The sequence below is a fragment of the Actinoplanes auranticolor genome (assembly GCF_018332655.1).
In the GTDB taxonomy this organism is placed as follows: Bacteria; Actinomycetota; Actinomycetes; order Mycobacteriales; family Micromonosporaceae; genus Actinoplanes; species Actinoplanes auranticolor.
In genome coordinates, this window is record NZ_BOQL01000028.1 from 119,202 (window position 1) to 144,298 (window position 25,097).

Genomic DNA, 25,097 nt, shown 5'->3' on the forward strand with positions numbered 1-25,097 from the left:
GCGCCTCAGCCGAAGCGGCGGCGACGGGCGGCCACCACGCTCAGCGCGACCCCCGCGGCCAGCGCCGCGAGCCCACCACCGATCAGGTACGGCGCCGACTGGCCACCGGCGGTGCCGCCACCGCCGGTCGCCGGTCCCCGGGCCGGTTCCACCCGCAGCACGACGTGCATGGTGCTCTTCGCGGTCTTGCCGTCGGGGCATTCCAGGGTGATGTCGTAGTCCCCGGCGTCCGTGGTGGCCGGGACCCGGGCGGTGGCCGTGAGGAAGCCGTACCGGGGCGAGACGATGACCGCGCCGGTCGGATCGGACGTGACCGTCGCCGCCCTGAGGTTGTCGTCACAGCTCGCCCGGATGCCGACCTCGTCGCCGGCCCGCACCGTGCTGGGATTGGTCTCCACGAAGACGGCGGCCGCGCGGGCCGGAGTGTCGTCGATCAGCACGGCCGGCAGAGCCAGGGCCAGGATTGCCAGCGCGGCCGGCGCGGCACGGACGGGTGTGCGCATGACCTCCCCCTCCTGCCGTCCGGGCAGGAACCTCACGGACGGCTCATGAGGGTGATTTTCGCACCTCCGGGCCGTTTTCGCGTGGGTGCGGAGATCCCGCTTATGAGTGTTGACACCCGACGCTCCGCGACGACCCGCTCTCCGCTACCGTGATTGACGTTCGGATCACTGGGAACACAGTGAATTGGCCCGGTTCCTTATGACGCCTGGGGGCGTTGAGGTTGTCGATATTCAGCACGCTTCTCATCTACGCGATCATCCCGTTGGGTGTCATCGTGGTCGTCGCGGCGCTCGTCGCCGCCGGTTCCAGCCGGGACCGGCCCGCACGCCGCTACCGTCCCGGCCGGCCGTACGACTTCAAGCCGATCTGGTTCCTCGCGTCGCCGGCGCAGGTGAGCCCGGCGTTCGGTGGCAAGACCTCGTCCGCTCCGGAGCTGCCGCCCGGTGTCCTCGAGGACGCCAGGGGCATGCAGGTCCGGCCCGGCACGACAGGAGGCGCAAGTGACCGTTGGTGAGCACCAGGCCATCGTCAGCGGCCCGGCCGATCAGCCGCTGACCGCACTGGACGAGCCCGGCGGCCCCACGCTGAGCGAGGAGCCCGAGCTGTCGACGTCCGACGCGGGCGTCGACGCGCTCGACGGGCCCTTCACCACCCGGCAGCTGCTGCGCCTCGACGAGGCCCTGCGGGTCGCCGACCAGCAGACCGGCCTGACCTTCAGCGTCTTCATCGGTGACCTCGAGGAGCCGACCCGCGAGTACGCCGAGCAGCTGCACCGTCAGCTCGACGGCGCGGCCAAGGCCGTCCTGCTCGCCATCTCACCGAACCAGCGGATCCTGGAGATCGTCACCGGCAGCGACGCGCGCAAGCGCATCTCCGACCGCGACGCCAAGCTCGCGGCGCTGTCCATGGCGGCGTCGTTCGCCGGCGGTGACCTCGCCGGGGGCGTGCTCGCCGGGCTGGACCAGCTGGCGTCGCACGCCGGCCGGCACTAGAGCCAAGCGGACGGGGAGACCCGGACCGGGAACGGGGCGTCGACCTGCACCAGGTCGTCGCCCCGGACTGTCTTCTGCGGCAGGTAGCCGTCGGGTCCCAGGGCGTAGGTGTGCAGCACCGGCGCCGGGTCCGGCTCGACTCGCCAGAAGGCGGCGATGCCCGCGTCGGCGTAGAGGCTGGGTTTGAGCAGCCGGTCGTAGCGGCGGCTGGTGTCGGTCTCGACCTCGATCACGCAGGCCACGTCGGCCGGGTCGGCCCAGATCGCGCCGGACGAGTGCGGCTTGAGCACGGTCACGTCCGGGATCAGATTGCTGGCGCCGGCGTCGATGCCCAGCCGGGCGCAGATCCACCAGCCGTTCGGGGCCGCCCCGCGCAAGATGGTCAGCAGGGCACGGACGACGGCCTCGTGCGGCCCGTCCAGCGGCGGAGTGACGTGCAGGCTGCCGTCGACGATCTCGTAGCGGTGGCCGTCCTGCGGGAACAGGTGCAGATCCGGTTCCGTCCAGCGGCCGTCCGGGGCGGTCCATCTCGGCAGTGAGTTCGTACCGATCGCCACCGGACCACCTCCATCACCGTGGAGTGCCAGCGTACTAACGCTCGGTTGTTTCCGACGGATTTCTGGCGCCGGAAGTTTCGCGGGTCGTGCGGATTCACTTCCGCACGACCCGCGCGAACTCATCAACCGGCGGCGGCGTCCTTCGCGCGGGCCTTGAGCGCCCGCAGCACACCGTCACGGCCCTCGGCCACCAGCCGGCGCAGCGAGGGGGAGTGCCCGTCCCCGGCCAGCCAGGTGTCGGTCAGCGCGACCGTCTCCTCGCTGACCTGGTATGCCGGGTAGGCCAGCATCGCGAACTCCTGCGCGGGCTCACTGTCCGAACGCGCCCACACGTCGTCGACCACCTCGAAGAACTTCGGCGCGTACGGCGCGGTCAGCTCCACCTGCGACGAGGTCTGGAAACCCTGCAGCAGCGACCGGCTGAGCCAGTTCGGCAGCTTGTCCTCGCCGGTCAGCTGGGCCCACACCCGGGCCTTGGTCTCCGGCGTCGGCAGCAGTGCGCGGGCCAGTGCCGCCTCCCGCTCGCCGCTGGCCGTGCGGTCCGACGCGAGCTCCTCGGCGATCTCCGCCTCGGTCGCCGCGCCCCGGGCGGCCAGCGCCTCCAGCAGCGACCAGCGCAGCTCGGTGTCGATGGTCAGCCCGTCCGGCACGCCGGTGCCGTTCAGCCAGCCGCGGAGCACCGCGAGGTCGTCGTCGCCGCGGCCGGCGTTGATGAAGGCGCGGGCCCAGGCCAGCTGGAAGCCGCTGCCCGGCTCGGCCGCCGCCAGCGCCGCGCGGGCCGTGTCGGTGAGCAGCGCCCAGCCGGTCGGGGCCCACGCCGGGTCGGCGTACATGGTCAGCGTCGTGGCCGCCTGCCGCAGGGTCGCGGTGGTCAGGTTGATGTCGCGTTCCTCGGGCAGGCCGGTGCCGACCAGCGCCAGGTAGTCCCGGGCGGCCAGCTCGGCGTCGCGCAGCATGTCCCAGGCCGCGGCCCAGCACAGCGCCCGCGGCAGCGACGATTCGAAGCCGTCGATGTGCCGCACCACCGTGGCCATCGAGCGCTCGTCCAGGCGCAGCTTCGCGTACGTCAGGTCGTCGTCGTTGAGCAGCAGCACGTCCGCCGCCGGCACCCCGGCCAGCGCGGGGATCTCGGTCTCCTCGCCGGTCACGTCGATCTCGAGCAGATCGCGGCGGACCAGCCGGTCGTCCCGGACGTCGTAGAGGCCGACGCCGATGCGGTGGGTGCGCAGCGTGGGATAGGCGGCGGGCGCCTCCTGCTTGACCACGACCTTCTCGTACGCGCCGTCGGCCCCGATCGTCAGCACCGGGCGCAGCGTGTTGACCTGGGCCGTCTCCAGCCACTGGGCGGCGAACTTGCGCAGCTCTCGGCCCGACGCGGTCTCCAGCTCGGTGAGCAGGTCGTCGAAGGTGGCGTTGCCCCACGCGTGCCGCTGGAAGTACGCCCGCAGCCCGGCCAGGAACGAGTCCAGCCCGACGTACGCGACGAGCTGCTTGATGACGCTCGCGCCCTTGGCGTACGTGATGCCGTCGAAGTTGACCTCGACGGCCTCCAGGTCCGGCATCTCGCAGTAGACGGGGTGGGTCGAGGAGAGCTGGTCCTGGCGGTAACCCCAGGCCTTGCGGACCGACAGGAACGTCGACCACGCGTCGGTGAAGCGGGTGGCCGAGGTGTTGCACCAGTGGCTGGCCCACTCGGCGAACGACTCGTTCAGCCACAGGTCGTTCCACCAGCGCATGGTGACCAGGTCACCGAACCACATGTGGGCCAGCTCGTGCAGGATCGTGTTGGCGCGCTGCTCGTACTCGTAGTCGGTGACCTGCGAGCGGAAGATGTAGTGCGCCTCGGCGTGCGTCACGCAGCCGAAGTTCTCCATCGCGCCGGCGTTGAAGTCGGGCACCCAGAGCTGGTCGTACTTGGGCAGCGGGTACCGCACGCCGAACTGCTCGTGGAAGAAGTCGAAACCCTGCTTGGTGATCAGGAACAGGTCGTCCGGGTCGAGGTACTGCGCCATCGAGGCCCGGCAGAAGATGCCCAGCTCGATGCCGTCGTGACTGTCCCGGACCTCGTGGTACGGCCCGGCGCACAGCGCGGTGATGTACGTGCTCATCCGCGGCGACGTGCTGAAATGCACCGTCTTGGCGCCGCCGGCAGCCTCGGCCGTGGACTCCACCGGCATGTTGGACACGACTTTCCAGTGTCCGGGGACGGTGGCGTGCCAGGTGAAGACGCTCTTGAGGTCGGGCTGGTCGAAGGCGGCGTAGACGCGCTGGGCGTCCGCCGTCTCGAACTGGCTGTACAGGTAGATCTCCTGGTCGACCGGGTCCTCGCTGCGCTGCAGGCCCTGCCCGCTCGCCGAGTACGCGAAATCGGCGTCGACGACCAGGGTGTTGTCCGCGGCCAGGCCGGTCAGGGTCAGGCCCCGCTCCGCCGACCAGCCGGACAGCTCGACCGGTGTGCCGTTCAGCACCGCCGAGCGGATGCTCGCCGCCGCCACCTCGATGAACGTCTGCGCGCCGGGCTCGGCGCAGCGGAACGTGACCTCGGTGGTCGACCGGAACGTGCCGGCACCGGGCCCGCCGTGGCCGTCGGTCAGATCCAAGGCGATGTCGTACCCGGTCACCTCGAGCAGGCGGGCCCGCTCGGCGGCCTCGACCTGGGTCAGGTTACGAACTCCGGCCACGTTCACTCTCCTCCATGCTGGTCCAGGCTTCGTCGCCCCGACCTAGAGCTTTCCACGTCACCCTATGCGCTCGGCTGGTGGCGCATGTCACCGCCGGGTGCGGGTGGAAAGGGGCAGGATCGCAGGTATGACTGAACGCTCCGCGGTCGACATGTGGTTCGACCCGATCTGTCCCTGGGCCTGGATGACCTCGCGCTGGTTGCTCGAGGTGGAACAGGTCCGGCCGGTCGACATCACGTTCAACGTGATGAGTCTCTCGGTGCTCAACGCGGGCCGTGACCTGCCCGAGCAGTACCAGGAGCTCATGACCAAGGGATGGGGCCCGGTCCGGGTCTGCATCGCCGCCGCCGAAGCCGGCGGCCCGCAGGTCCTCCGCGACCTGTACACGGCCCTCGGCACCCGTATCCACCTGCAGAAGTACGAGCTGGACAAGAAGCTCTACACCGAGGCGCTGACCGAGGTGGGTCTCGACCCGGCACTGGCCGACGCGGCCGGCAGCGACGCCTGGGACGACGCGCTGACGGCCAGCCACAACGCCGGTATGAAGCCGGTCGGCACGGACGTGGGCACCCCGGTGATCCACGCGCCGGGCCCGGTCGAGGGGGAGAAGGTCGCCTTCTTCGGCCCGGTGGTCACGCCGGCCCCGAAGGGCGAGGCCGCGGGCAAACTCTGGGACGGCGTCCTGCTCGTCGCGGGCACCCCGGGCTTCTACGAGCTCAAGCGCAGCCGCGACCAGGACCCCATCTTCGACTGAATCGCCACCTGAGCCTCCGGCCAGTCGTTGGATGTAGTGAGAACCACATCTGACCGGAGGCTCTGATGGCCGAGTCCGACAGCGTTGCCACTTCCACGATCGCTGTGCATCGTGGCGTGTGGGACAGCTTCTGCCCCAATCTGCCGGCGGATGTCGCCGCGATGGTGGCGCCGCCCGTCACCGTCACCGCCTTCCCGGTGGCCGAGGCGGGACCGCCCGTCGCGGCGGTCCGCAAGGCGAAGCAGGCGAAGATGCGCGGCAACATGCCGTCCGTGCCCGCGTACGGCCGGGCCCGCCGCTCGAAGTGAGCGTGGGAACACACCGGGGTGTCCGCGCGGGTGTCACAGCCGGTCGGTAGGTTCGCGGCATGACGGTCGTGCACCCGATCAGCCGGGCCTGGATCACCACTGGCGGCACCGGCGCGCAGAACTACGACGAGTTCGCCGACGATGCCGAGATCACCGGGATCATCGCCGCGAACCCGCACAGCGCGCTCGCCATCGAGATGCCCCACCGGGCGCCCGAGTCCCTGGGCAAGCCGTTCCTCGACTGCCTCGGCGACGCCGCCCAGCGGCTCGCGCGGGACAAGGCCGAGGGCAGCTACACGCCCGCCGAGCAGGTGGTGGTCCTGTACCGGATCACCGCGGCCGGCGAGCCCACCGCGTACGGCCTGTGGGCGCTGGTCGACACCGACCAGATCTCCACCAGCGCCGACGAGCCCGGCCTGGTCATCCGCAACGAGGACGTGTTCATCGCCAAGGTGCGCGAGCGCGTCGCCCTGGCCGACGCCCTGCAGACCCTGCTCTCCCCGGTGCTGCTGCTGCAGACCGGCCAGGGCGAGGAACTGCACGCCGCGCTGGCCGCGGCGAGCGACGCGGCCGGTGCGCCGGCCGCCACCGACACCGACCAGAGCGGCCGCACGCACGCCATCTGGGTGATTCCCGCGGGTCCGCTGCAGGACCGGCTGACCGCGCTGGCCGGCGGCGGCGAGCTCGTCGTCGCGGACGGCAACCACCGCAGCCTGGCCGCGCAGACCGGTGGGCTGCCGCGCTTCCTGGCCGTCGTGACCACCCCGGCGTCCGTCGCGATCCAGCCCTACAACCGCCTGATCGCCGAGCTGCCGGACGCCGACTTCGTCGCCCGCCTGACCGCGGCCGGGGCCCGGGTCGAGGAGCTGCCGCGCCCCGCGGCGGTGCCCACCAAGGGCACCATCGAGCTGTACGCGGCCGGCCGCTCGTACTCGGTCGTGCTGCCCCCGGCGCCGGGCTCGTCCCCGGTGGAGAACCTCGACCACGCCCTGGTGGAGCGGATCCTGCTCGGTGACGTGCTCGGGCTCGACCCGGGCGACAAGCGCGTCTCGTACATCGGCGGCGACTACCCGGCCGAGTGGCTGCGCGGGGAGGTCGACGCGGGCCGGGCCGAGCTGGCCGTGCTGATCGCCCCGGTCACGGTGGAGGACTTCGTGGCGGTCAACCTGGCCCGCCAGAAGCTGCCCCGCAAGAGCACCTGGTTCACCCCCAAGGCCCGCGGCGGCCTCGTACTGGCCCAGCTCGACTGATGCTGCACCCCCAGGTGGAGGCGTCACTGGCGATCCGCCGGCGGCCCAGTGCCGAGGTGCTCGCGGCTGACCCGTACGAGCAGCTGCTCTTCGCCCGCCGGGCGATGGAGGAGTCCAACGAGGCCGAGTGCGGCCCGGCCATCCCGCTGCCCGTCGTGGTCGACGTGGACGCCGACGGCGTGCCCTGCCGGCTGTACGCGGCCCGCACCAACGCGCCCGTCTTCGTCTACGTGCACGGCGGCGGCTGGTGCTACGGCAGCGTGGAGACGGTGGACCGGCTCTGCCGGCGCATCGCGGACCGCTCCGGCTGCGCGGTCCTGTCGGTCGGCTACCGGCTCGCCCCCGAGCACGTCTTCCCGGCGGCTCTGCAGGACGTGGAGACGGTGCTGGGCTGGGTCCGCAAGGAAGGAGCGGGTCTCGGCGTCGACCCGTCCCGGCTGGCGATCGGCGGGGACAGCGCCGGTGGCCAGCTCGCCACGGTCGCCGCCCGGCGTCAGCGCGACGCCGCGACCCCGCTGGACTACCAGGTGCTGATCTACCCGGCGATCGACCCGATGACCGCCTCGGAGTCCTACGACGAGGTCGGCGGCCACGGCCTGGACCGGGCGTCGATGCGGCTGGCCTGGGAGTCCTTCGTGCCCGAGCCGGCGCAGCGGTTCAGCCCGGACGTGGCGCCGCTCGCGGTGGCCGACCTGGCCGGCATGCCGCCGACCCTGCTGCTCACCGCGGAGTACGACGTCCTCCGCGACGAGGGCGCCGACTACGCGGACGCCCTGCTCAGCGCCGGGGTGCCGGTGGTCCACGTCCGGTACGCGGGCGTCAACCACGGCTTCGTCCGCAAGCTCGCCGTCTTCGACGCGGCGCGGGCGGCGGCCGATCAGATCGCTGTGAGCCTGCGGGCCGCGCTGACGTTCTGATCGCGGTTTGACAGACTGCGGTCATGCGCGTCTACCTGGGTTCCGATCACGCCGGCTACGAGCTGAAGATGCACCTGGTCAACCACCTCGGCAAGCAGGGCTACGACGTCGTCGACGTCGGACCGCACGTCTACGACCCCGAGGACGACTACCCGGCCTTCTGCCTGGCCACCGGGGCCAAGGTGGTCGCCGACGAGGGCAGCCTGGGCATCGTCATCGGCGGCTCCGGCAACGGCGAGCAGATCGCGGCGAACAAGATCGCCGGCGTCCGCTCGGCGCTGGCCTGGAAGGTCGAGATCGCCCAGCTCGCCCGCCAGCACAACGACTCGAACGTGCTGAGCATCGGCGGCCGCGAGCACACCCTCGACGAAGCCACGGCAATGGCCGAAGCGTTCCTGACCACCCCGTTCTCGGGCAACGAGCGGCACGCCCGCCGCATCGCCCAGCTCGCCGAGTACGAGCGCACCCGCGAACTCCCGCCGCTCCCGGCAAGCTGACGGTCCCGCGCAACCTCAGCGGTTCGCGAGCCGGACGGTCGCGAGTCAGACGGTTGCGCTGACGAAAGGGTGTGCCAGGCAAGCGGTTGCGCGCGAGCCAAACGGTTGCGCGCGGGCTAACGGTTCCGGGGCAGGTCCTCGCGCGGCATCCAGTTGCGGCGCACGATGACCAGCTCAGCCTCAGCCGCGGCCAGCTGCTCGGCAGTGGGCCGGGCAGCGTCCCGGGCCCGCAACGCCGCACCGACGCTGACCTGCGACGAGCCGGAGCCGACCAGGCCACGCAGCCCCCGCTCGGACTGGTCGTCCCCGACGGCGCCCGCACCGGACGTCGGCCGGGCGACGGGCCGCGCGGGACGCCCGGGCGGCATGCCCGTCCGGGCGGGCCGGGCACCGGGCCGGGGAGCAGCCTCGGCCAGGTCCACCGGCACCGGCTCAAGATCGGCCACCGCAGCCGTCTCGGCAACCGGCGGCACGGCCCCGGCCTGAGCGGCCCCGGCCCCGGCCTGAGCGGCCCCAGGCTGGGCCACCCCGGGCCGATCGGCCCCGGACTGAGCGGTCCCAAGCCGGGCCACCCCAGGCTGACCGCCCCCGGGCTGACCCACGTCAGGCCGAGGGCTCCCGGGCCGGGCCGCCCCAGGCCGAGGGCTTCCGGGCCGACCGGCACCCGGCTGAGGCGCAGAGCGCCCGGCCACCCCATCGGTCACGGGCGGTTCCGGCGTCCCGGCGGTCGCGTCGGCCGGCGCGGCGGGCGGGGCCGCGGCCGACGAGGAGGCACGCAAGCGACGGCGTCGACGTTCGGGTTCTTCGCCCATGACGCCGAACCTACCGTCGCCCGGCCCATTCAGAACACCTCGGTGGGGTTCGGCATCCGATGCCAGCCGAAGGCGACCGAGGCCCGCCGCAGGCTGCCCGGGGTCAGCTCGCGGACCGTGCCGGCGGCCCCCAGCGCCGCGAGCGACGTGGCTCCCAGATAAGCCGAGCCGAGCTCCAGCACCGTGCAGGCCAGGTCGGCCGGCTCGGTGGTCGGCGTACAGGTGCCGCGGCCGTCCGGGCCCGCGGTGAGCCGCCAGCGCCCGGTGTTCTGCTCCAGCAGGGGATCGGTGACGTCCAGCACGACGTCGACCGGGGCCGCGTACGAGCGCGCCGCCAGAGCCTTCGGCAGGTCGACGATGCGGATCCAGAGGCCGTCGGCCAGGGTGCTGCCGAGCCGGCGGGGTTCGTCCACCAGGTACTGCAGCGGCTCGTCGAGAGCCGCGAAACCCACCGTCACCGAGCGGGCCAGGTCGATGGTGAGCAGGAAGTGCCACAGGGCGGCGTACGCGGCCGGGTCGTCGGCCACCACCTCGCGGACCTGCACGTCGCTGTTCGGCCCGTGCCGGTCCCAGCGGCCCTTGGTGCGCCACAGCGCGTAGCCCGTCGGGCCGTGCGGAGTGTCGTAGACCACACCGCGCAGGCTGGTCGCGCCCTCGCGCTGGCTCTCGATGTCGGCCAGCACGTACCGCCACCAGCGGTCGTCGCGGCTGGACCAGCCGGTGCGCTCCGGGCGGATCTGCTCGTAGACCTTCGACAGCTCGGCGATCGCGTCCTTCGGTGCGATCAGGCGCAGCCGGTCCGCCGAGCCGGGTGCGAGCCCCGCCGGCGGCCGTACCTCCCGCATCATGATCTCCATCTGCAGGCGCGGCGCCGCCGGGCCGTAGCCGAAGCGCGGATAGATCTTGGTCTCGCTGGCCCAGAGGACCGCGACCGGCTCGCGGCCCGCGGCCGCGATCTCCCGCAGCTGGCGGTGCATCATCCGGGTGAGCAACCCGCGGCGTTTGTGGGTCGGCGCGACGCCGACCAGCGTGACGTGCGCGGCCGGCAGGATCGCGCCGGGCACGGTCAGTTCCCGGGTGTACGCCCCCGCGTGCCCGACGATGGTGCCGCCGTCCTCGGCGACCAGCGTCCGCTCGGGCTCGACCACCGATCCCTCGACGTCACGGCTCTCCGGCGTGATCTGGTCGTGGAAGGCGGAGCTCAGCAGGTCGGCGGCGGCCGGCCAGTCGTCGGCGTCGCCCGTCCTGATGGTGATCCCGGAGTCGTCCATGCTGATTGTGTAACGGACGGCGCGCGCGACGGCGACCTATTTGTGGGCTCGTTACTCTCGAAGCAGGGCGGCAACCGGCCGTACCGGGGAAGGGGAACGATGCCTGAGCAACCGCAGTGGTCCGAGCGGACGCTCGACATGCCACCGCAGGATCCCTGGGCCGATCCACCCACGGCCCAGGTGCCGCCGCGTCCGGCCGCCGGGCCACCGGCCCAGCCGGCCGCGCCCGCCCCGCCGCCCTCGCCGTTCTCCAGCGGCCGCGCGGCGGTCAATCCGCACCCCCGCACCCGGCAGTTCGCGGCGGAGCACGAGCCGACCGGCACGGGCTGGCCGGACGACGAGGCGGCGCCGGAGCGCCGTCCGCTCGGCTGGCACATCGGGCAGCTGCGCCGCGGCGGCGAGTGGAGCTTCGCGGGCCTGTTGTTCGCGTTCGTCTGCTGGGGCATCTGGGCGATCTCGTCCGACGGTGACCTCACCACGCCGGTGGTCGTCTTCTTCGTGTCGCTGCTGGTCGCGGCGGGTCTGTTCGCCCTGTCCCGGCTGGTCGGCCGGCTGGTGCTGGAACGGCAGTTCGGCCGGGTGCGCCGCACCGCCCGCGGTTCGCACATCGTCGCGGGCATCTTCCTGACCGGCGTCGGCCTGGCTCACCTGCGCCAGACGGAATGGGTCATGACGGCCTTCAACTGGACCGTCGATCTCTTCCGCTGACCCGTTCCGGGCGCGGGGTGTGGCGAGGATGACGCCTTAATGACCTCTGCGTGGGTACCTGCGCGACCATGGTCGATGAACGAACAGGCGTCGTGGTCATCACGTGGCAGCGGCGCGAGGAGGCGCTGGCGGCCCTGAGCCGCCTGGTGGAGCTGCCGGAGCGCCCGCCGGTCGTGCTGGTCGACAACGGTTCGACCGACGGCACGGCCGAGGCGGTGCGCTCGCGCTTCCCTTCGGTACGCGTGATCGCCCTGAGCGAGAACCTCGGCGCCGTGGGCCGCAACATCGGGGTACGCGAGCTCGACACGCCGTACGTGGCGTTCTGTGACGACGACACGTGGTGGGAGCCGGGCTCATTGACCCGGGCTGCGGACGTGCTGGACGCGTACCCGAAGATCGCTGTGCTCTGTGCCCGAATCGTCGTGGAGCCCAGCGGCGTCGACGATCCGATCGTCACCGAACTGCGCGAGTCCCCGGTGCCGGGCCCGGACTGGCTGCCCGGCCCGGCGATCGGCAGCTTCCTGGCGGGCGCGTCGGTGGTCCGCCGGGACGCGTTCCTGGCCCACGGCGGGTTCAGCCGCCGGTTGTGGCTCGGCGGTGAGGAGGAGCTGCTCGCCACCGATCTGCTCAGCGGCGGCTGGGAGCTCTGTTACCGCGAGGACCTGGTCGTGCATCACCGGGCGTCGAAGCTGCGGGACGCCCGGCTGCGCCGCCGGGTCGGGATCCGCAACACCCTGTGGTTCACCTGGCTGCGGCGTCCGTTGCCGGCGGCGCTGCGCCGGACGATGTTCCTGGCCCGGACGGTGCCGCGCGACCGCACCTCGGCGCTCGCCGCCTGGGACGCCGCGCGTGGCCTGCCGTGGCTGGTCACGCAGCGGCGTCCGCGTCCGGCGGCGGTCGAGGCCCGGCTCGCGCCGCTCGACGCCGCCCAGCGCCGGTCGGCCGCCCGGCGCTACGTGGGCTGAGTGCTCACAGCGGGCTGGCGAAGTTCTGGGTCCAGACGAGCGAGCCGTTGGTGTCGGCCGCCACGCCGACTCCGATGTTCTTGAGCCCGCAGTTGAGGATGTTCGCCTTGTGCCCGGCGCTGTTCATCCAGCCGGTCATCACGTCGGCCGGGGTGCGCTGGCCCTTGGCGATGTTCTCGGCCGCGCCGGACCAGCGGTAACCGGCGTTGGTGATGCGGGTGGAGAACGCGACGCCCTCCGGCGTGGTGTGGCTGAAGTAGCCGCGCGCCGCCATGTCCGCCGAGTGCCCGCGGGCCGCGGCGGTGAGCCGGTCGTCGACGGTCAGCGCCGCGCAGCCGGCCTCGGCCCGTTCGGTGTTGACGATCCGCACGACCTCGGCCTCCAGTGCCGCGTTGCCGGTCGGCGCGGTGGTCGGCTTGGGCGCCGCGGTGGTCGGCGCGGGTGCGGACGGGCTGGCCGGCGTGGTGGTGGTGGCCGTCGGCTTCGGGGTCGAAGGAGTGGCCGGGGTGGTGCCGCCGGGGGCCGTACCGGTGGGGGCCGGGCTGCTCGGGGCCGGCGTCCCGGAGGCCGGCGGCGACGTCGGCAGGGTGGGTGGCGCGGTCTCGCCCGGGGTGACCGTGGCGGTGGCGCCGGGCACGGCGGAGGCCGTGGCCGTCGGGGCCGAGGTCGGCGGCGTGCCGTCGGTCGTGATGACCACCTTGTCGATGTCCGGCGCGGTGCCGACCGAGTTGGCGAAGGCCAGGTCGTTCTGGCCGGCGCGCAGCGTCGCGGTGAGCCGCAGAGTGGCCGGCCGTGACGTGCTCCGGGTGCCGGGGAAGACGATTGCGGTGGGTACGGCGCCGTTCACGCTGATCTGCGCGGTCCGGCTGCGCGCACCGGTGTACGTCACCGCGAGCCGGGCCGGTCCGTCCCTCTCGGCCATGACTCCGGTGATGGTGAGGATGCCCTGGCCACCGATGCCGGTGACCCGGCTGCCGCCGGAGCAGCGCCGGCAGTCGACGGTGTGGGCCCCGCCGGCGAAGGTGTTGACGGAGGCTTCGGCCTCGTACGTCGTGGTGCCGGCGCTGGCACTGGCCGCGACGGCGATTCCGGCGACGACGGTGACGACGGCCATGCCGCCGACGATGAGGACGGGTCTGCGCATGGTGATCCGAATCGTTGGGGGGTGGAGTGGGGGTGGGCGGTCCGGCGCCGACGGTAACGTCCTTTTTCGACACAGGTCTATTAGCTTCGGCTTAAATCTGGCAAGACCGGTGAACAGGGTTGACGGAGCGCACCGATGGGCAAGACTGAGAGTTATGGTCTTCCCATCCGAGAACCGTCCGCTCACCCCCGCCGAGGACGCGCCACCGCCGCTCCCGCCGGAGCTGGCCGGGACACTCGCGGGTCTCGAAGGCGCAGGTGAGGCGCCGCCGCGCCGGGAGCCGTCGCGGGTGCCGCGGACGCGTACCAGTGCGGTCTGGTTCGGGGTGTGGGCCGGCGCCGTCGGCCTGATCCTGCTGATCATCTTCGTCGCCCAGAACACCGGCAACGTGCGGCTGAGCTTCCTCTGGTTCGACGGCCAGATCCCGCTGGCCCTGGCGATGCTGATCGCCGGGGTATGCGGCGCGTTCGTCGCGATGGCCGTGGCCTCGGTCCGGATCATCCAGCTCCGCCGGCTGGTCCGCCGCCGCTGACCACCCACGACTCCGTCCGGCAGAGCCCGGGCGGAGTTTTTTGCGGCTTGACATGTGACCTAATGGTCACATAACTTGGTGTCATGACGGACGACGACGACCGGGTGTTCAAGGCACTGGCCGACCCGACCCGTCGCTTCCTGCTCGACCTGCTCTTCACCCGCGAGGGACGCACGCTCACCGAGCTCGAGTCCGAGGTGGAGATGACCCGCTTCGGCGTGGCCAAGCACCTCAAGGTGCTCGAGGAGGCGGGCCTGGTCGTGGTCCGCCGCTCAGGCCGGGAGAAGTTGCACTTCCTCAATCCCGTGCCGATCCGGCTGATCCACGACCGCTGGATCGACAAGTACACCGAGCGTCACGTGACGGCGCTCGTCGATCTCAAGAACGCGCTGGAGGACGAGACATGACCACCGAGACGACCGCCCCGCCGACCCAGGTCTACCGCGTGTGGATCAAGACCACGCCGGAGAAGATCTGGACCGCGATCACCGACCCGGAGTGGACCGTCAAGTACGGCTACGCCGCCCCGGCCCACTTCGACCTCAAGCCCGGCGGCGAGTACCACTCCGACGCCACCGACGAGATGCGCGAGTTCGGCGAGCAGAACGGCTTCCCGATCCCGGACCGCATCGTCGACGGCGAGGTCGTGGAGAGCGACCCGCCCCGGCTGCTGGTGCAGACCTGGCGGATGCTGATGGACCCGACGACCGCCGCGGAGCCGTACACGACGCTGACGTACCTCATCGAGGAGATGAAGTCCCAGCCCGGCGTCTGCCGCCTGACCATCACCCACGAGATGGCCGGCGCGCCGGCCACGGCGACGATGGTCGCGGGTTCCCCGCTCGACGAGGCGGGTGGCGGTGGCTGGGCCTGGGTGCTCAGCGACCTCAAGTCGGTCCTGGAGACAGGTACGTCGCTGAGCGGCCGCTAGCGAGCCGACGATGCCGGTCCGCACCGCCGGGCCGGCATCGTCAGCTGAGCCAGCCCTCGGTATCCCGGTGCCGCCCCAGCCCGACCGCGTCGAACTCGTCGTGGTGGCCCTCGCGGCCGACCCCCAGACGGGCCAGCACCTGCGAGATGGGGCTGCCCGCGGGATCGAAGGGTTCGTCCTCGTCGGCGAACAGCGGCCCCAGCGCCAGCCGGCCACCCGTCCACAGGGCCGCCCGCTGGGTCCCCACGCCGCCGAAGAACTCGGCTTCGACGTAGGCGACAGGTCCGGCGGCCGACCAGCCCGCAAGGCCACGGTCGAACTGTGCCGGCAACTTCCAGAAACCGAGCGGCTTGCTCGCGGATCCACCGCCGGCCGCGTCGAACAGCTCGTCGGTCAGGGGAATCAGCGACAGACCGGCGTCCAGCGTCACGAGCGCGGCAACCGGCCACCGCTGCACGACCGGGCGCAACACCTCGGGGTCGCCGATGAGAGCTTCAAGCGTGTACCCCAACACCCACTCCTCGGTTTGACTGCCGCTGCCAGTCTCCAGGAATGCCGACAGTCCCCGATGCCGCCACCCTGCGTCGCGTGATGAGCCACCCCGCCGTGTGGTCGGTGCTGGTGGCCGCTCTGCTCGGGTGGGCGGCGATGCCGTTCAACAACGGCCACTACGAGTACTGGATCAACTTCGACCCGCAGGGCGACGGGCAGCAGCAGGAGTGGGTGCAGACCCGGCGCATCTTCCGGTACACCTCCGGCGTGCTCTGCGGTCAGCTGCTGGCTCTGGTCGCGGGCGTCGCGCTGAGCCGGCGGCACCGGCACGCGGTGGCCCTGACGATCGCGGTGCCACTGGGTGCGGTGCTGGCCGTAGTGACGGTCGCCCTGGCTTTCCCCTTCGCGTGGGTTCTGGAGAGCAGCCGGCCCGCCGCGGTGCCGGCGTTCGACGACCCGATCCTGACGCGGGTCCTGCTGGGCGAGCTGGCCGCCTACCCGCTGTACGCCGCGGCCGGAGTCGGCCTCGGCATCCTGGTCCGGCGCAGTGCGCGCCTCCGCAAGCGCAAGCGGCTGCTGGTGCCCCTGTTCCTGCTGTTCTGGACCGTCACCACGCTGACCGGGCTGGTCCAGGACGACGAGTACGACGCCTGGCCGTGGCTGCTGTGGGCCGTCCCGTTCGTGGCGGCGGGCACGGCGATCGCCCTGGCGGGCCTGTCGGCCGACGCGTGGGAGTTCCCGCCCGTACCGGTGGGGGACTGGGGCCGCTCCGCCACCCTCGCCCTGCTGGCGAGCGCTGCGGCGTACGCGCTGATCCTGAATCTGCTCGCCGTCACACGTCGCCGCGGTGACCGGCCGCCCGCTGACAGTCCTGCAGCCGGCTCCGGGCCGACTGCAGACGCTCACCCATGACCTGCAGAAAGCGGCTGCTCAGCTCGAAGCCCAGCGCCGGGTCGCGCTGGCACAGAGCCCGGACAAGCGGGCCGTTGAAGGTCAGCGTGTGGGTGGTGCTGGTCGCGACGGCGCCGAAATGCCACCGGTACGGCGGGAAGAGCCACGACCACCCGAGCACGGCACCGGGCTTGAGGGTCTCCAGCACGAAGTTGTCGTAACCCGGCACCTCGGCGTCGAGGTACACCCGCCCGTCGGTGATCAGCCAGAACTGCTCGGCGGGCGTGCCCTGGCCGAAGATCCGGTTGCCGGCGTGGAACATCGACCGGCTGGTCAGCGGGGCGAGCAGGCCGAGCTGATGCTCGGTGAGCCCGGCCAGGAACGGCTGGTCGGCAAGCATCTCGATCGTGGTGAACATGAGCCCTCCCGGCACGCGGTGACTGCTCCAGCAGATCGCGAGCGGGGCGAACCCATCAGGGCCGCCTGTCAGGTCACGCCGGGACCAACGGCCCGGTGGTGCCGGCGAGCCGAGCCCGGCGACGGCCCGGAAAGAAGCAGGCCCAGGTCGAGGAAACCGCCTCTGACCTGGGCCTTCGTGCTCTGAGCGGGCGACGAGAATCGAACTCGCGTAATCAGTTTGGAAGACTGAGGCTCTACCATTGAGCTACGCCCGCATCGCGCCGCACCGGGTGCCGCGCGTGCCCCACACTACTGAATGCCGTCGCGGCATGCGAACCCGATATCCCCCGCGTGGCGCACCCGGGTGACGCCGCGGCACACGACACGCGGCGGACCGCATACACTTGCCGTCGCCACGGGGTGTGGCGCAGCTTGGTAGCGCACTCGCTTTGGGAGCGAGGGGCCGTGGGTTCAAATCCCGCCACCCCGACTTCACCAACATCGAAGAGATCCATCAAGGAGTACGCCTGTGAAGAGCACCGTCGAGACTCTGAGTCCGACTCGGGTGCGGCTCGCCATCGAGGTGCCGTTCGACGAGCTGAAGCCCAGCCTGCTGAAGGCGTACCGCGAAATCGGTTCTCAGGTCCAGATCCCCGGCTTCCGCCGGGGCAAGATCCCCGCCGCGGTCATCGACCAGCGCGTCGGCCGGGGCACGGTCCTCAACGAGGCCGTGCAGGAGGCCATCCCGCAGCAGATCCTCGCCGCGGTGCGCGAGCACGACGTCAAGACGCTGGGCCGGCCCGAGGTGGAGATCACCGAGTTCGCCGACAACGAGCCGCTGAAGTTCACCGCCGAGGTCGATGTCCGCCCGGAGATCACGATCCCCGACCTGTCCGGCATCTCGGTCACGGTGCCGGCCGTCGAGATCGGCGACAACGAGATCGACGAGCAGATCAGCGGCCTGCGGGAGCGTTTCGCCACCCTCAAGACCGTGGACCGCCCGGCCGAGGAGGGCGACTACGTCCAGCTCGACCTGCGCGCGACGGTCGACGGCGAGGAGGTGCCCGGCGGCTCCGCGACCAACATCTCGCACGAGGTCGGCAGCAAGCAGCTGCTCCCGGGTCTCGACGAGGTCCTGGTCGGCCTGGTCGCCGGGGCCGACGCGACGTTCACCACCCAGCTCGTGGGCGGCGACTTCGCCGGCCGCGACGCCGAGGTGGCCGTGACCGTCAAGTCGGTCAAGGACAAGCAGCTGCCGGAGATCGACGACGAGTTCGCCCAGCTGGCGAGCGAGTTCGACACCCTCGACGAGCTCAAGAACGACCTGCGTGAGCGGCTCGGTAAGGTCAAGAAGGTCGAGCAGATCTACGCCGCCCGCGACGAGGCGCTCAAGCAGCTCGTCGAGGCGGCCGACATCCCGGCTCCCGAGGGCATCGTCAAGGACGAGGTCGAGGGCCGCAAGCAGGCCATGACCGACCAGCTCGAGCGCATCGGCGCCTCCCTGGAGGACTACCTGACCTCCGAGGAGAAGACCGAGGAGCAGATCGACACCGAGCTGACCGAGGCGGCCACCGAGGGCGTGCGGATCCAGCTGCTGCTCGACACCATCGCGGACGCCGAGGACATCCAGGTCTCCGACGACGAGTTCGGGCACGAGATCGTGCACCGCGCCCAGCGCGCCCAGATGCAGCCGCAGCAGTACTACGACCAGCTGGTCCAGTCGGGTGCGGCCGCGGCCGTCTTCGGCGACGTGCGCCGCGGCAAGGCCCTGGCCAGCGTCATGGAGCGGGTCACCATGACTGACTCCGCCGGTAACACGCTCTCCCTCGACGACCTCCGCGAGGCCTCCGAGGACGAGCACGCCGGGCACAACCACTGAGCGAGTGCCATGGATCGGCCGCCGCGCGTCGCTTCCGGCGCGCGGCGGCCGCTCTGTTTCCGGGTACGGCGGAGCTGATGCGCTGTCAGCGAACACCTGCCCGAGCGGGAAGCTGATGCGCATGCGACCGGTTAGGTTGGTCGTACGACGGACAACCTGCCGGCCGGATCCCTCGGCCGACACAGTCAGCTGTGAAGGGCTGCCATGACCGATCTGCACATCCCTGCGAGCCCCACCCTGCGTGGTGGTGACTCCATCAGTGGCAACCTCGACGACTCGGTCTACAACCGCCTGCTGCGGGAGCGGATCATCTTCCTCGGCAGCGAAGTGACCGACCAGGTTGCCAATCGCATCTGCGCGCAGTTGCTCCTGCTCTCCGCGGAGGACCCGGATCGCGACATCAACCTCTGGATCAACTCGCCGGGCGGTTCGGTGTACTCCGGCATGGCGATCTACGACACGATGCAGTTCATCGACAACGACGTCTCCACCGTGGCCATGGGCATGGCCGCGTCGATGGGGCAGTTGCTGCTCTGCGCCGGCACCAAGGGCAAGCGCTACGCCCTGCCGCACGCGCGGATCATGATGCACCAGCCGTCGGGCGGCATGGGCGGTACCGCCGCCGACATCGCCATCCAGGCCGAGCAGATGCTCTACACCAAGCGCATGTTCCAGGAGCGGGTGTCTTTCCACACCGGCCAGGACCAGGCGCAGATCGAGGCCGACTCCGACCGGGACCGCTGGTTCACGGCCGAGGAAGCGAAGAACTACGGCTTCATCGACAAGGTGATCACCGGGGCCACTCAGGTTCCCGAGGGCGCCGGAACGCTGAACTGAGGAGCTGAGAATGACTGACCTGACGATGTCTCCCGGGTTCGCTCCGGTGCACAACCGCTACGTCCTGCCCTCGTTCGTCGAGCGCACGTCGTACGGCGTGAAGGAGTCGAACCCGTACAACAAGATGTTCGAGGACCGGATCATCTTCCTCGGCGTGCAGGTGGACGACGCGTCGGCCAACGACGTGATGGCCCAGCTACTGACGCTGGAGAGCGCCGACCCGGACCGCGACATCCTGATGTACATCAACTCGCCCGGTGGCTCGTTCACCGCCATGACGGCGATCTACGACACCATGCAGTACGTCCGCCCGGACATCAGCACGGTCTGCCTGGGCCAGGCGGCCAGCGCGGCCGCGGTGCTGCTGGCCGGCGGCACCCCCGGCAAGCGGATGGCGCTCCCGCACTCGCGGATCATCATCCACCAGCCCGCCACCGAGGGCGGCTACGGCCAGGGATCGGACATCGAGATCCAGGCCCGCGAGATCCTCCGGATGCGCAGCCAGATGGAGGAGATGATCTCCCGCCACTCCGGTCGCACCCCCGAGCAGGTCCGCAAGGACGTCGACCGCGACAAGATCATGACCGCGGCCGAGGCCAAGGAGTACGGCCTGGTCGACACGGTCCTGGCCACCCGTAAGAAGAGCCTGCAGGGCGTCGGGGCCGGCAGCTGATCCTGCCCCTGGGCAGGTGAGGCACGGCGCAATCGGTGCCTCGAGCACGCGGTGTCGGGGGTCGGTCGGCTCACGCTAGACTGACTGACCCCTGACACGCCCGTTTTGGGGGGTCGGAGAACGGCCCCATAGCGGGTAACGTCAAGCCAGCAACCTCAGTAACGCGGGCCGGCAGACGATGAACTCTGTAGGACGTGGTTCGGCAACGAGGAAATTCATCCTCAGGCCAGGGGCCGGCAGCAGCCGGCCGATGAGCGCAGGGAGAACGTAGGTGGCACGGATCGGCGACGGTGGCGACCTACTGAAGTGCTCCTTCTGTGGGAAGTCCCAGAAGCAGGTCAAGAAGCTCATCGCGGGCCCTGGTGTCTACATCTGCGACGAGTGCATCGACCTCTGCAACGAGATCATTGAGGAAGAGCTGGCCGAAACCGGCGAGGTGAAGTGGGAAGAGCTTCCCAAGCCGATGGAGATCTGCCAGTTCCTCGACACCTACGTGGTGGGGCAGGAGCAGGCCAAGAAGGCCCTCTCGGTAGCTGTCTACAACCACTACAAGAGGATTCAGGCCGAGTCGGCCGGCGCGCCCGGGGGTGGCAGCGACGTCGAGGTGGCCAAGTCCAACATCATGCTCATCGGCCCCACCGGCTGCGGTAAGACCCACCTGGCGCAGACGCTGGCCCGGATGCTCAACGTGCCGTTCGCCATCGCGGACGCCACGGCGCTGACCGAGGCGGGCTATGTGGGCGAGGATGTCGAGAACATCCTGCTCAAGCTCATCCAGGCCGCCGACTACGACGTCAAGCGCGCCGAGCAGGGCATCATCTACATCGACGAGGTCGACAAGATCGCCCGCAAGAGCGAGAACCCGTCGATCACCCGGGACGTCTCCGGCGAGGGTGTGCAGCAGGCCCTGCTGAAGATCCTCGAGGGTACGGTCGCGAACGTCCCGCCGCAGGGCGGCCGTAAGCACCCGCACCAGGAGTTCATCCAGATCGACACCACCAACGTGCTGTTCATCGTGGGTGGCGCGTTCGCCGGCCTGGACCGGATCATCGAGTCGCGGGTCGGTCAGGGCGGTGTCGGCTTCGGTGCGCACCTGCGGTCGGTCTCCGAGCGCAACACCGACGACATCTTCAGCAAGGTGATGCCGGAGGACATGCTGAAGTTCGGGCTGATCCCCGAGTTCATCGGCCGGCTTCCGGTGATCACCACGGTCCGCAACCTGGACCGCGAGGCCCTGATCAAGATCCTCACCGAGCCCCGCAACGCGTACGTGAAGCAGTACCAGCGGCTCTTCGAGCTGGACGGCGTGGAGCTGGAGTTCGACACCGGCGCCCTCGAGGCGATCGCCGACCAGGCGATGCTGCGTGGCACCGGCGCTCGCGGCCTCCGCGCGATCATGGAGGAAGTCCTCCAGACGGTCATGTACGAGGTGCCGAGCAACCCCGACGCGGCCCGGGTGCTCATCACCCGCGAGGTCGTGGTGGAGAACGTCATCCCGACGATCGTTCCCCGCGAGTTCGTGGGCCGGCGCGCCCGCCGCGAGCGCGAGGAGAAGTCGGCCTGACCGCTCCGCACGGATTGCCGGAGATCCTGGCCGGCATCGAGCACCACGAACGACTGCCGGCCGAGCCCTGGCTTGAACTGGTACCGCCACCGTCGCCCCAGCGGGCGGCGGTGGCGTCGTTTCCGGGCCACGTCGTCGTGGCGGCCGACATCGACCGGCGCTGGCTCGACTCCTTCCTCGGCACCGGCGACGACCTGGCCATGCCGCTGTCCCCGACGTTCCTCGGCGCGCTCGAGCAACGCCTGCGCCTGGCGGCCGGCAACATCGACGCGGTCCTGCTCGCCGAGCCCGTCTCCGGCAGCCCCTCAGTTGAGCTCTCCCTGATCGAGGACAGCGACCACCCCCGGGTGGTGCGCGCCCGCCGTTACCGCACCGACGTCCGGGTCTGGACGTGCGGGCCGGGGGTGCTGGTGCTCGGCCGGGGACTCGGCGCACGGTGGGAGGCGGCGGTCGAGGTCGAGCCGGGCGCCCGCAACGGCGGAGTCGGGCGGGCCCTGGCGGCAGCGGCGCGCCACGTCGTGCCCGAGGGCCGGCCGGTCTGGGCGCAGGTCGCCCCCGGCAACGCGTCGAGCCTGCGGGCGTTCCTCGCCGCCGGTTACGCCCCCGTGGGCGCCGAGGTGCTGCTGATGCCGGTGGGCCACTGACCCTTCGCGGTACGCGGGACGGGGCTCTGCGCCGTACCCTGGCAGTCATGCGTGTCGCCGTTTGCCAGCTCAACGCTCGCGACGATCGGGCGGCCAATCTGGCCGTCGCCCGCGATCTGCTGGGCCGCGCGGCTGCGGCCGGCGCGGACCTGGCGGTCCTGCCCGAGTACGTCGACTACCTCGGCCGGTCCGCTGGCCTGCCCAAGCCCGAGCCGATCGACGGCGAGTTCGCCGCGTTCTTCGCCGGCGCCGCCCGCGAGCTGGGCATCTGGGTGCACGCCGGCTCCTTCCACGAGGCCGGTCCGGACCCGGACCGGACCTACAACACCTCCCTGGTCTTCGACCGGACGGGCGAGCTCGCGGCGACCTACCGCAAGATCCACCTGTACGACGTGGAGATCCCCGGCCGGGTGTCCTACCAGGAGTCCCGCTCGGTGGCGCCGGGCGACCGGACCGTGGTGACCGACATCGACGGGGTCCGCACCGGGCTCTCGATCTGCTACGACCTGCGCTTCCCGGAGCTGTACCGGCAGCTCGCGGTCGAGGGCGAAGCCAAGGTGATCATCGTGCCGGCGGCGTTCATGATGCACACCGGCCGCGACCACTGGGAGGTGCTGCTACGCGCCCGGGCGATCGAGAACCAGTGTTACGTGGTGGCAGCCGGCCAGATCGGCGACCATGATCCCGGCCGCACGTGCTTCGGCCGCAGCATGATCATCGACCCGTGGGGGACTGTGCTGGCGCAGGCCCCGGATACGGTCGGCATCGTGACGGCGGACCTCGATCTAGGGCGGTTGGCGGAGATCCGGACCGAGCTTCCGAGCTTGGCCAATCGCCGGTTGTAGTTGCCTTTCTTTCGGCCTCGTCCGCTTCTGGCCGGGCACCTCACCGACCCCACCGCGACTCTTGCCCGTGGCGGTCCGCCTCGCTCGTGCTGACCCGGTCTGACCGCATCGGCTCGGCGAGGGCTGCGGGTTTGTCGTGATGGGGGGATCTCGTGCTTCGGGATTCAGCGGCTTGAGCTCGAAAGGCTGCGTCCCGGGTCCCGCGGCATCCACTCGGCCTGGCTGGTGCGCTAGTTGCGGCTGCTCACGGGGCATGTGGGAGGACCGTGTTGCACTTCGGCGCTGGCTTCTCGGCGTTAGAGGGTCTTCGCTCGGTCCCGACCAGTGGACCGGCCGGTCGACGGTCCAGTCGGGCTGCGGTGCTCGCGATCCATCGGCCCTGAGTCGAGATCAAGTTTGCGAGAGTCGGATGGAGCGGCCCGTCGTTTCGGCCCGCTTCTCCCTTGCCCGCGGTGACCCGCATCTTGCCTGCCCGTTGCGACCCGCTTCTTCCCTTGCCCCTGTGACCCCGGATCTTCCCTACCCGCCACGGCCCGCTTCTTCCTTGCTCGCCTCACGCCGTTCTTTCTCTGCGCCGCGCAGCTTCTTCGTTGCTCGCCGCGCCGCTTCGTCCTTGCTCGCCGATTCGTCGTTTGCCGCTGGGTCTTCCTCGGCCGTGGGTTGATGCGCCCCCGGGTTGTTGCTTCGCTGCCGGTTGTTCCCGGGCGATGGGTGGTTCGTCGACCGTGGGTTGTCGGTCAGCTGGCCGCTTCGTGGGTGGGCACGGTCAGGGCTCACCGGCGGGTGTCCCGCTGTAGGTTCTGCCAGCCGTGCTTAGCCGGGGTTCTTCCTTGCGGTGGGGTTGTTGCTTGGCTCGGGGTCGTCCCTGGCCGGTGCTTTGTCCCTAGCCGGCGGTGTTGCTCGGCCCGCTTTCGTCCCTGGCGGGGTTGCTGCTCGGCCCGGGGTTTCGTCCCTGGCCGGGTCGTTATTCGGCCGGGAGCTTCGTCTCTGGCCGGCGGCTTTGTCCCTGGCCGGCGGCTTTGTCCCTGGCCGGTGTGTTGTCCCTGGCCAGCGGGTTGTTGCTTGGCTGGGGTCCGTCCCTCGCCGGTTATTGCTCGAACGGGGGTTCCGTCCCTGGCCGGCGGTTTGTTACTGGCCGGCGGGCTGGTTGCCGGCTGGCGGTTGGTCACCGGCGACGGTTCGTCGCTGGCCGGCGTCCTTCTCGCCCGTCCCTTCTTCCCGCCCGTCTTCCTTGCTCGTTGCGCTTCCGCCCTCGGCGCCGCTGGGGCCGGGGTGGGCACGGTTGCGATCGTCGTCTAGCTGGCGCTTCGCCGCGCTTCGCTTCCGTCCGGCAGGATCAGAAGGTCTGCACCAGGTAGCTCAGGACCGCGACGCAGACCAGCGCACCACCGATGAGCAGCATCGCCCCGCCCATGCGGGTGGGTCCACGCTGGACCAGGCGGTGCACCGACACGACCACCGCGGCCAGCACCAGAACACCGATGATCACCTGGGTCAGTGGCATCAGCAGACCGAACAGCGCGTCGGCGGCCAGCACTGGGGGAGGGGACATGACTGCCACTCTGGCACGGTGTCGCACCTGATGGCGGGATGGGCACTCCCGTCGATTTGCGTTTCCGGTGGGGCATCGCGTAACTTTCTCTCTGCCCGAGGGGAACCCGGACGGAACGGCACGAAAGTGACCGATCCGGCGGTAACTTGGAGGCAGCTGAAGGAAGGCGCTATGCTTACCAACAGCACCGGGCGATGCAGGCCAGACCGGGAAACCGGAGTTGCGCCAGCGAGACCGACCGGGTAAAGTACAACAGCCGGCAGGAGCCGGGCGGATGGATCGTCAAGCGATCATCGGCCGGTCTGCAAGGCCACCCGACGACACTCACACCTTCTGGGGTGAGCGTCAGCACGGGAACCATTCGGGCGGTGCCACGAAGATCTTCGGATCTTCCAAGACTCAGGTCTTGCGCTGGCGAAGCCGACCGGGTAAGTTTGAGCGGTTGCCCCGAAACGGGTTCCGAAAGGAACTTGGTGCGGTGTGTGGTTGTTCTTTGAG

28 protein-coding genes and 2 tRNA genes are annotated in these 25,097 nt (G+C 70.7%); 20 read left to right on the plus strand and 10 right to left on the minus strand.

The features are described from left to right. Positions 1–5: 5 nt before the first annotated feature. Positions 6–503 (minus strand): hypothetical protein, encoded by a 498-nt coding sequence (locus Aau02nite_RS18840; RefSeq protein ID WP_212989797.1) that lies wholly within the window; start codon positions 501–503, stop codon positions 6–8. Between the two features lie 221 nt (positions 504–724). Between Aau02nite_RS18840 and ctaJ the strand changes: the two genes are divergently transcribed. Further along, entirely contained in the window at positions 725–1,018 is a 294-nt protein-coding gene (gene ctaJ, locus Aau02nite_RS18845) for an aa3-type cytochrome oxidase subunit CtaJ (protein WP_212989798.1), read from the plus strand. A gap of 70 nt (positions 1,019–1,088) precedes the next feature. Further along, positions 1,089–1,496 (plus strand): DUF5130 family protein, encoded by a 408-nt coding sequence (locus tag Aau02nite_RS18850; RefSeq protein WP_212989835.1) that lies wholly within the window; start codon positions 1,089–1,091, stop codon positions 1,494–1,496. On the opposite strand, the gene Aau02nite_RS18855 is transcribed toward Aau02nite_RS18850, so the two are convergent. Together Aau02nite_RS18855 and pepN are read right to left on the minus strand one after the other, a co-directional pair. Then, on the minus strand, positions 1,493–2,053 hold the full coding sequence (locus Aau02nite_RS18855; RefSeq protein WP_246595261.1) for a Uma2 family endonuclease: 561 nt from the start codon (positions 2,051–2,053) through the stop codon (positions 1,493–1,495). The genes Aau02nite_RS18850 and Aau02nite_RS18855 overlap by 4 nt on opposite strands. Before the next feature lie 122 nt (positions 2,054–2,175). Further along, positions 2,176–4,734, minus strand: a complete 2,559-nt coding sequence (gene pepN / locus Aau02nite_RS18860) for an aminopeptidase N (protein ID WP_212989800.1) — start codon at positions 4,732–4,734, stop codon at positions 2,176–2,178. Between the two features lie 127 nt (positions 4,735–4,861). Between pepN and Aau02nite_RS18865 the strand changes: the two genes are divergently transcribed. The 5 genes from Aau02nite_RS18865 to Aau02nite_RS18885 all read left to right on the plus strand — a co-directional run bounded on the left by Aau02nite_RS18865 (position 4,862) and on the right by Aau02nite_RS18885 (position 8,460). Continuing rightward, on the plus strand, positions 4,862–5,488 hold the full coding sequence (locus Aau02nite_RS18865) for a DsbA family protein (RefSeq protein ID WP_212989801.1): 627 nt from the start codon (positions 4,862–4,864) through the stop codon (positions 5,486–5,488). A gap of 65 nt (positions 5,489–5,553) precedes the next feature. After that, positions 5,554–5,796 carry a hypothetical protein gene (locus Aau02nite_RS18870; protein WP_212989802.1) on the plus strand — a complete coding sequence of 81 codons (243 nt, stop codon included), beginning with the start codon at positions 5,554–5,556 and terminating at the stop codon, positions 5,794–5,796. 59 nt (positions 5,797–5,855) lie between these two features. Further along, on the plus strand, positions 5,856–7,046 hold the full coding sequence (locus Aau02nite_RS18875; protein WP_212989803.1) for a DUF1015 family protein: 1,191 nt from the start codon (positions 5,856–5,858) through the stop codon (positions 7,044–7,046). After that, positions 7,046–7,963, plus strand: coding sequence for an alpha/beta hydrolase (locus Aau02nite_RS18880; RefSeq protein WP_212989804.1), 918 nt, complete (start codon positions 7,046–7,048; stop codon positions 7,961–7,963). The genes Aau02nite_RS18875 and Aau02nite_RS18880 overlap by 1 nt, the downstream gene beginning before the upstream one ends. 23 nt (positions 7,964–7,986) lie before the next feature. Beyond that, entirely contained in the window at positions 7,987–8,460 is a 474-nt protein-coding gene (locus Aau02nite_RS18885; protein ID WP_212989805.1) for a ribose-5-phosphate isomerase, read from the plus strand. 116 nt (positions 8,461–8,576) lie between these two features. Here Aau02nite_RS18885 and Aau02nite_RS47680 read toward each other — a convergent pair whose 3' ends face one another. Further along, the gene (locus tag Aau02nite_RS47680) at positions 8,577–8,828 is read right to left on the minus strand and encodes a hypothetical protein (protein ID WP_212989836.1); all 252 of its coding nucleotides are present in this window, start codon (positions 8,826–8,828) and stop codon (positions 8,577–8,579) included. A 473-nt stretch (positions 8,829–9,301) separates the two neighbouring features. After that, positions 9,302–10,543 carry a GNAT family N-acetyltransferase gene (locus Aau02nite_RS18895; protein WP_212989806.1) on the minus strand — a complete coding sequence of 414 codons (1,242 nt, stop codon included), beginning with the start codon at positions 10,541–10,543 and terminating at the stop codon, positions 9,302–9,304. 99 nt (positions 10,544–10,642) lie between these two features. On the opposite strand from Aau02nite_RS18895, the gene Aau02nite_RS18900 reads away from it, so the two are divergent. After that, positions 10,643–11,251 carry a DNA-directed RNA polymerase II gene (locus Aau02nite_RS18900; RefSeq protein ID WP_212989807.1) on the plus strand — a complete coding sequence of 203 codons (609 nt, stop codon included), beginning with the start codon at positions 10,643–10,645 and terminating at the stop codon, positions 11,249–11,251. A 68-nt stretch (positions 11,252–11,319) separates the two neighbouring features. Next, the gene (locus tag Aau02nite_RS18905) at positions 11,320–12,216 is read left to right on the plus strand and encodes a glycosyltransferase family 2 protein (protein ID WP_212989808.1); all 897 of its coding nucleotides are present in this window, start codon (positions 11,320–11,322) and stop codon (positions 12,214–12,216) included. Positions 12,217–12,220: 4 nt separating this feature from the next. On the opposite strand, the gene Aau02nite_RS18910 is transcribed toward Aau02nite_RS18905, so the two are convergent. Beyond that, a complete protein-coding gene (locus Aau02nite_RS18910; RefSeq protein WP_212989809.1) occupies positions 12,221–13,360 on the minus strand; it encodes a CAP domain-containing protein in 1,140 nt (379 codons plus the stop codon). Between the two features lie 154 nt (positions 13,361–13,514). On the opposite strand from Aau02nite_RS18910, the gene Aau02nite_RS18915 reads away from it, so the two are divergent. The 3 genes from Aau02nite_RS18915 to Aau02nite_RS18925 all read left to right on the plus strand — a co-directional run bounded on the left by Aau02nite_RS18915 (position 13,515) and on the right by Aau02nite_RS18925 (position 14,823). After that, on the plus strand, positions 13,515–13,892 hold the full coding sequence (locus tag Aau02nite_RS18915; RefSeq protein ID WP_212989810.1) for a LapA family protein: 378 nt from the start codon (positions 13,515–13,517) through the stop codon (positions 13,890–13,892). Between the two features lie 83 nt (positions 13,893–13,975). Continuing rightward, positions 13,976–14,299 carry an ArsR/SmtB family transcription factor gene (locus Aau02nite_RS18920; protein ID WP_212989811.1) on the plus strand — a complete coding sequence of 108 codons (324 nt, stop codon included), beginning with the start codon at positions 13,976–13,978 and terminating at the stop codon, positions 14,297–14,299. Continuing rightward, on the plus strand, positions 14,296–14,823 hold the full coding sequence (locus tag Aau02nite_RS18925) for an SRPBCC domain-containing protein (RefSeq protein ID WP_212989812.1): 528 nt from the start codon (positions 14,296–14,298) through the stop codon (positions 14,821–14,823). The genes Aau02nite_RS18920 and Aau02nite_RS18925 overlap by 4 nt, the downstream gene beginning before the upstream one ends. 40 nt (positions 14,824–14,863) lie before the next feature. Here Aau02nite_RS18925 and Aau02nite_RS18930 read toward each other — a convergent pair whose 3' ends face one another. Continuing rightward, the gene (locus tag Aau02nite_RS18930; protein ID WP_212989813.1) at positions 14,864–15,334 is read right to left on the minus strand and encodes a hypothetical protein; all 471 of its coding nucleotides are present in this window, start codon (positions 15,332–15,334) and stop codon (positions 14,864–14,866) included. 41 nt (positions 15,335–15,375) lie between these two features. Here Aau02nite_RS18930 and Aau02nite_RS18935 point away from each other — a divergent pair, with 41 nt between their 5' ends. Further along, positions 15,376–16,227 (plus strand): hypothetical protein, encoded by an 852-nt coding sequence (locus Aau02nite_RS18935; protein ID WP_212989814.1) that lies wholly within the window; start codon positions 15,376–15,378, stop codon positions 16,225–16,227. Here Aau02nite_RS18935 and Aau02nite_RS18940 read toward each other — a convergent pair. Together Aau02nite_RS18940 and Aau02nite_RS18945 are read right to left on the minus strand one after the other, a co-directional pair. Then, a complete protein-coding gene (locus Aau02nite_RS18940) occupies positions 16,148–16,624 on the minus strand; it encodes a Crp/Fnr family transcriptional regulator (protein ID WP_212989815.1) in 477 nt (158 codons plus the stop codon). The two genes, Aau02nite_RS18935 and Aau02nite_RS18940, sit on opposite strands and share 80 nt — an antisense overlap. Before the next feature lie 185 nt (positions 16,625–16,809). After that, positions 16,810–16,880 (minus strand) — tRNA-Gly (locus Aau02nite_RS18945). Positions 16,881–17,021: 141 nt separating this feature from the next. On the opposite strand from Aau02nite_RS18945, the gene Aau02nite_RS18950 reads away from it, so the two are divergent. The 7 genes from Aau02nite_RS18950 (at position 17,022) to Aau02nite_RS18980 (ending at position 23,047) form a co-directional block, all read left to right on the plus strand. Next, positions 17,022–17,095, plus strand: a tRNA-Pro gene (locus Aau02nite_RS18950). 39 nt (positions 17,096–17,134) lie between these two features. After that, positions 17,135–18,484, plus strand: coding sequence for a trigger factor (gene tig, locus Aau02nite_RS18955; RefSeq protein ID WP_212989816.1), 1,350 nt, complete (start codon positions 17,135–17,137; stop codon positions 18,482–18,484). Between the two features lie 204 nt (positions 18,485–18,688). Beyond that, positions 18,689–19,321, plus strand: a complete 633-nt coding sequence (locus tag Aau02nite_RS18960) for an ATP-dependent Clp protease proteolytic subunit (protein WP_212989817.1) — start codon at positions 18,689–18,691, stop codon at positions 19,319–19,321. A 10-nt stretch (positions 19,322–19,331) separates the two neighbouring features. Beyond that, positions 19,332–19,994: an ATP-dependent Clp protease proteolytic subunit gene (locus tag Aau02nite_RS18965; RefSeq protein ID WP_212989818.1), complete on the plus strand. Its 663-nt coding sequence runs from the start codon at positions 19,332–19,334 to the stop codon at positions 19,992–19,994. A gap of 271 nt (positions 19,995–20,265) precedes the next feature. Continuing rightward, the gene (clpX, locus tag Aau02nite_RS18970; protein ID WP_125811422.1) at positions 20,266–21,558 is read left to right on the plus strand and encodes an ATP-dependent Clp protease ATP-binding subunit ClpX; all 1,293 of its coding nucleotides are present in this window, start codon (positions 20,266–20,268) and stop codon (positions 21,556–21,558) included. Between the two features lie 110 nt (positions 21,559–21,668). Next, on the plus strand, positions 21,669–22,202 hold the full coding sequence (locus Aau02nite_RS18975; RefSeq protein WP_246595262.1) for a eukaryotic translation initiation factor 2 subunit alpha: 534 nt from the start codon (positions 21,669–21,671) through the stop codon (positions 22,200–22,202). 47 nt (positions 22,203–22,249) lie between these two features. Further along, the gene (locus Aau02nite_RS18980) at positions 22,250–23,047 is read left to right on the plus strand and encodes a carbon-nitrogen hydrolase family protein (RefSeq protein WP_212989819.1); all 798 of its coding nucleotides are present in this window, start codon (positions 22,250–22,252) and stop codon (positions 23,045–23,047) included. Positions 23,048–24,383: 1,336 nt separating this feature from the next. Here the strand turns inward: Aau02nite_RS18980 and Aau02nite_RS18985 are convergent. Beyond that, positions 24,384–24,599, minus strand: a complete 216-nt coding sequence (locus Aau02nite_RS18985; RefSeq protein ID WP_212989820.1) for a hypothetical protein — start codon at positions 24,597–24,599, stop codon at positions 24,384–24,386. Between the last annotated feature and the right edge of the window lie 498 nt (positions 24,600–25,097).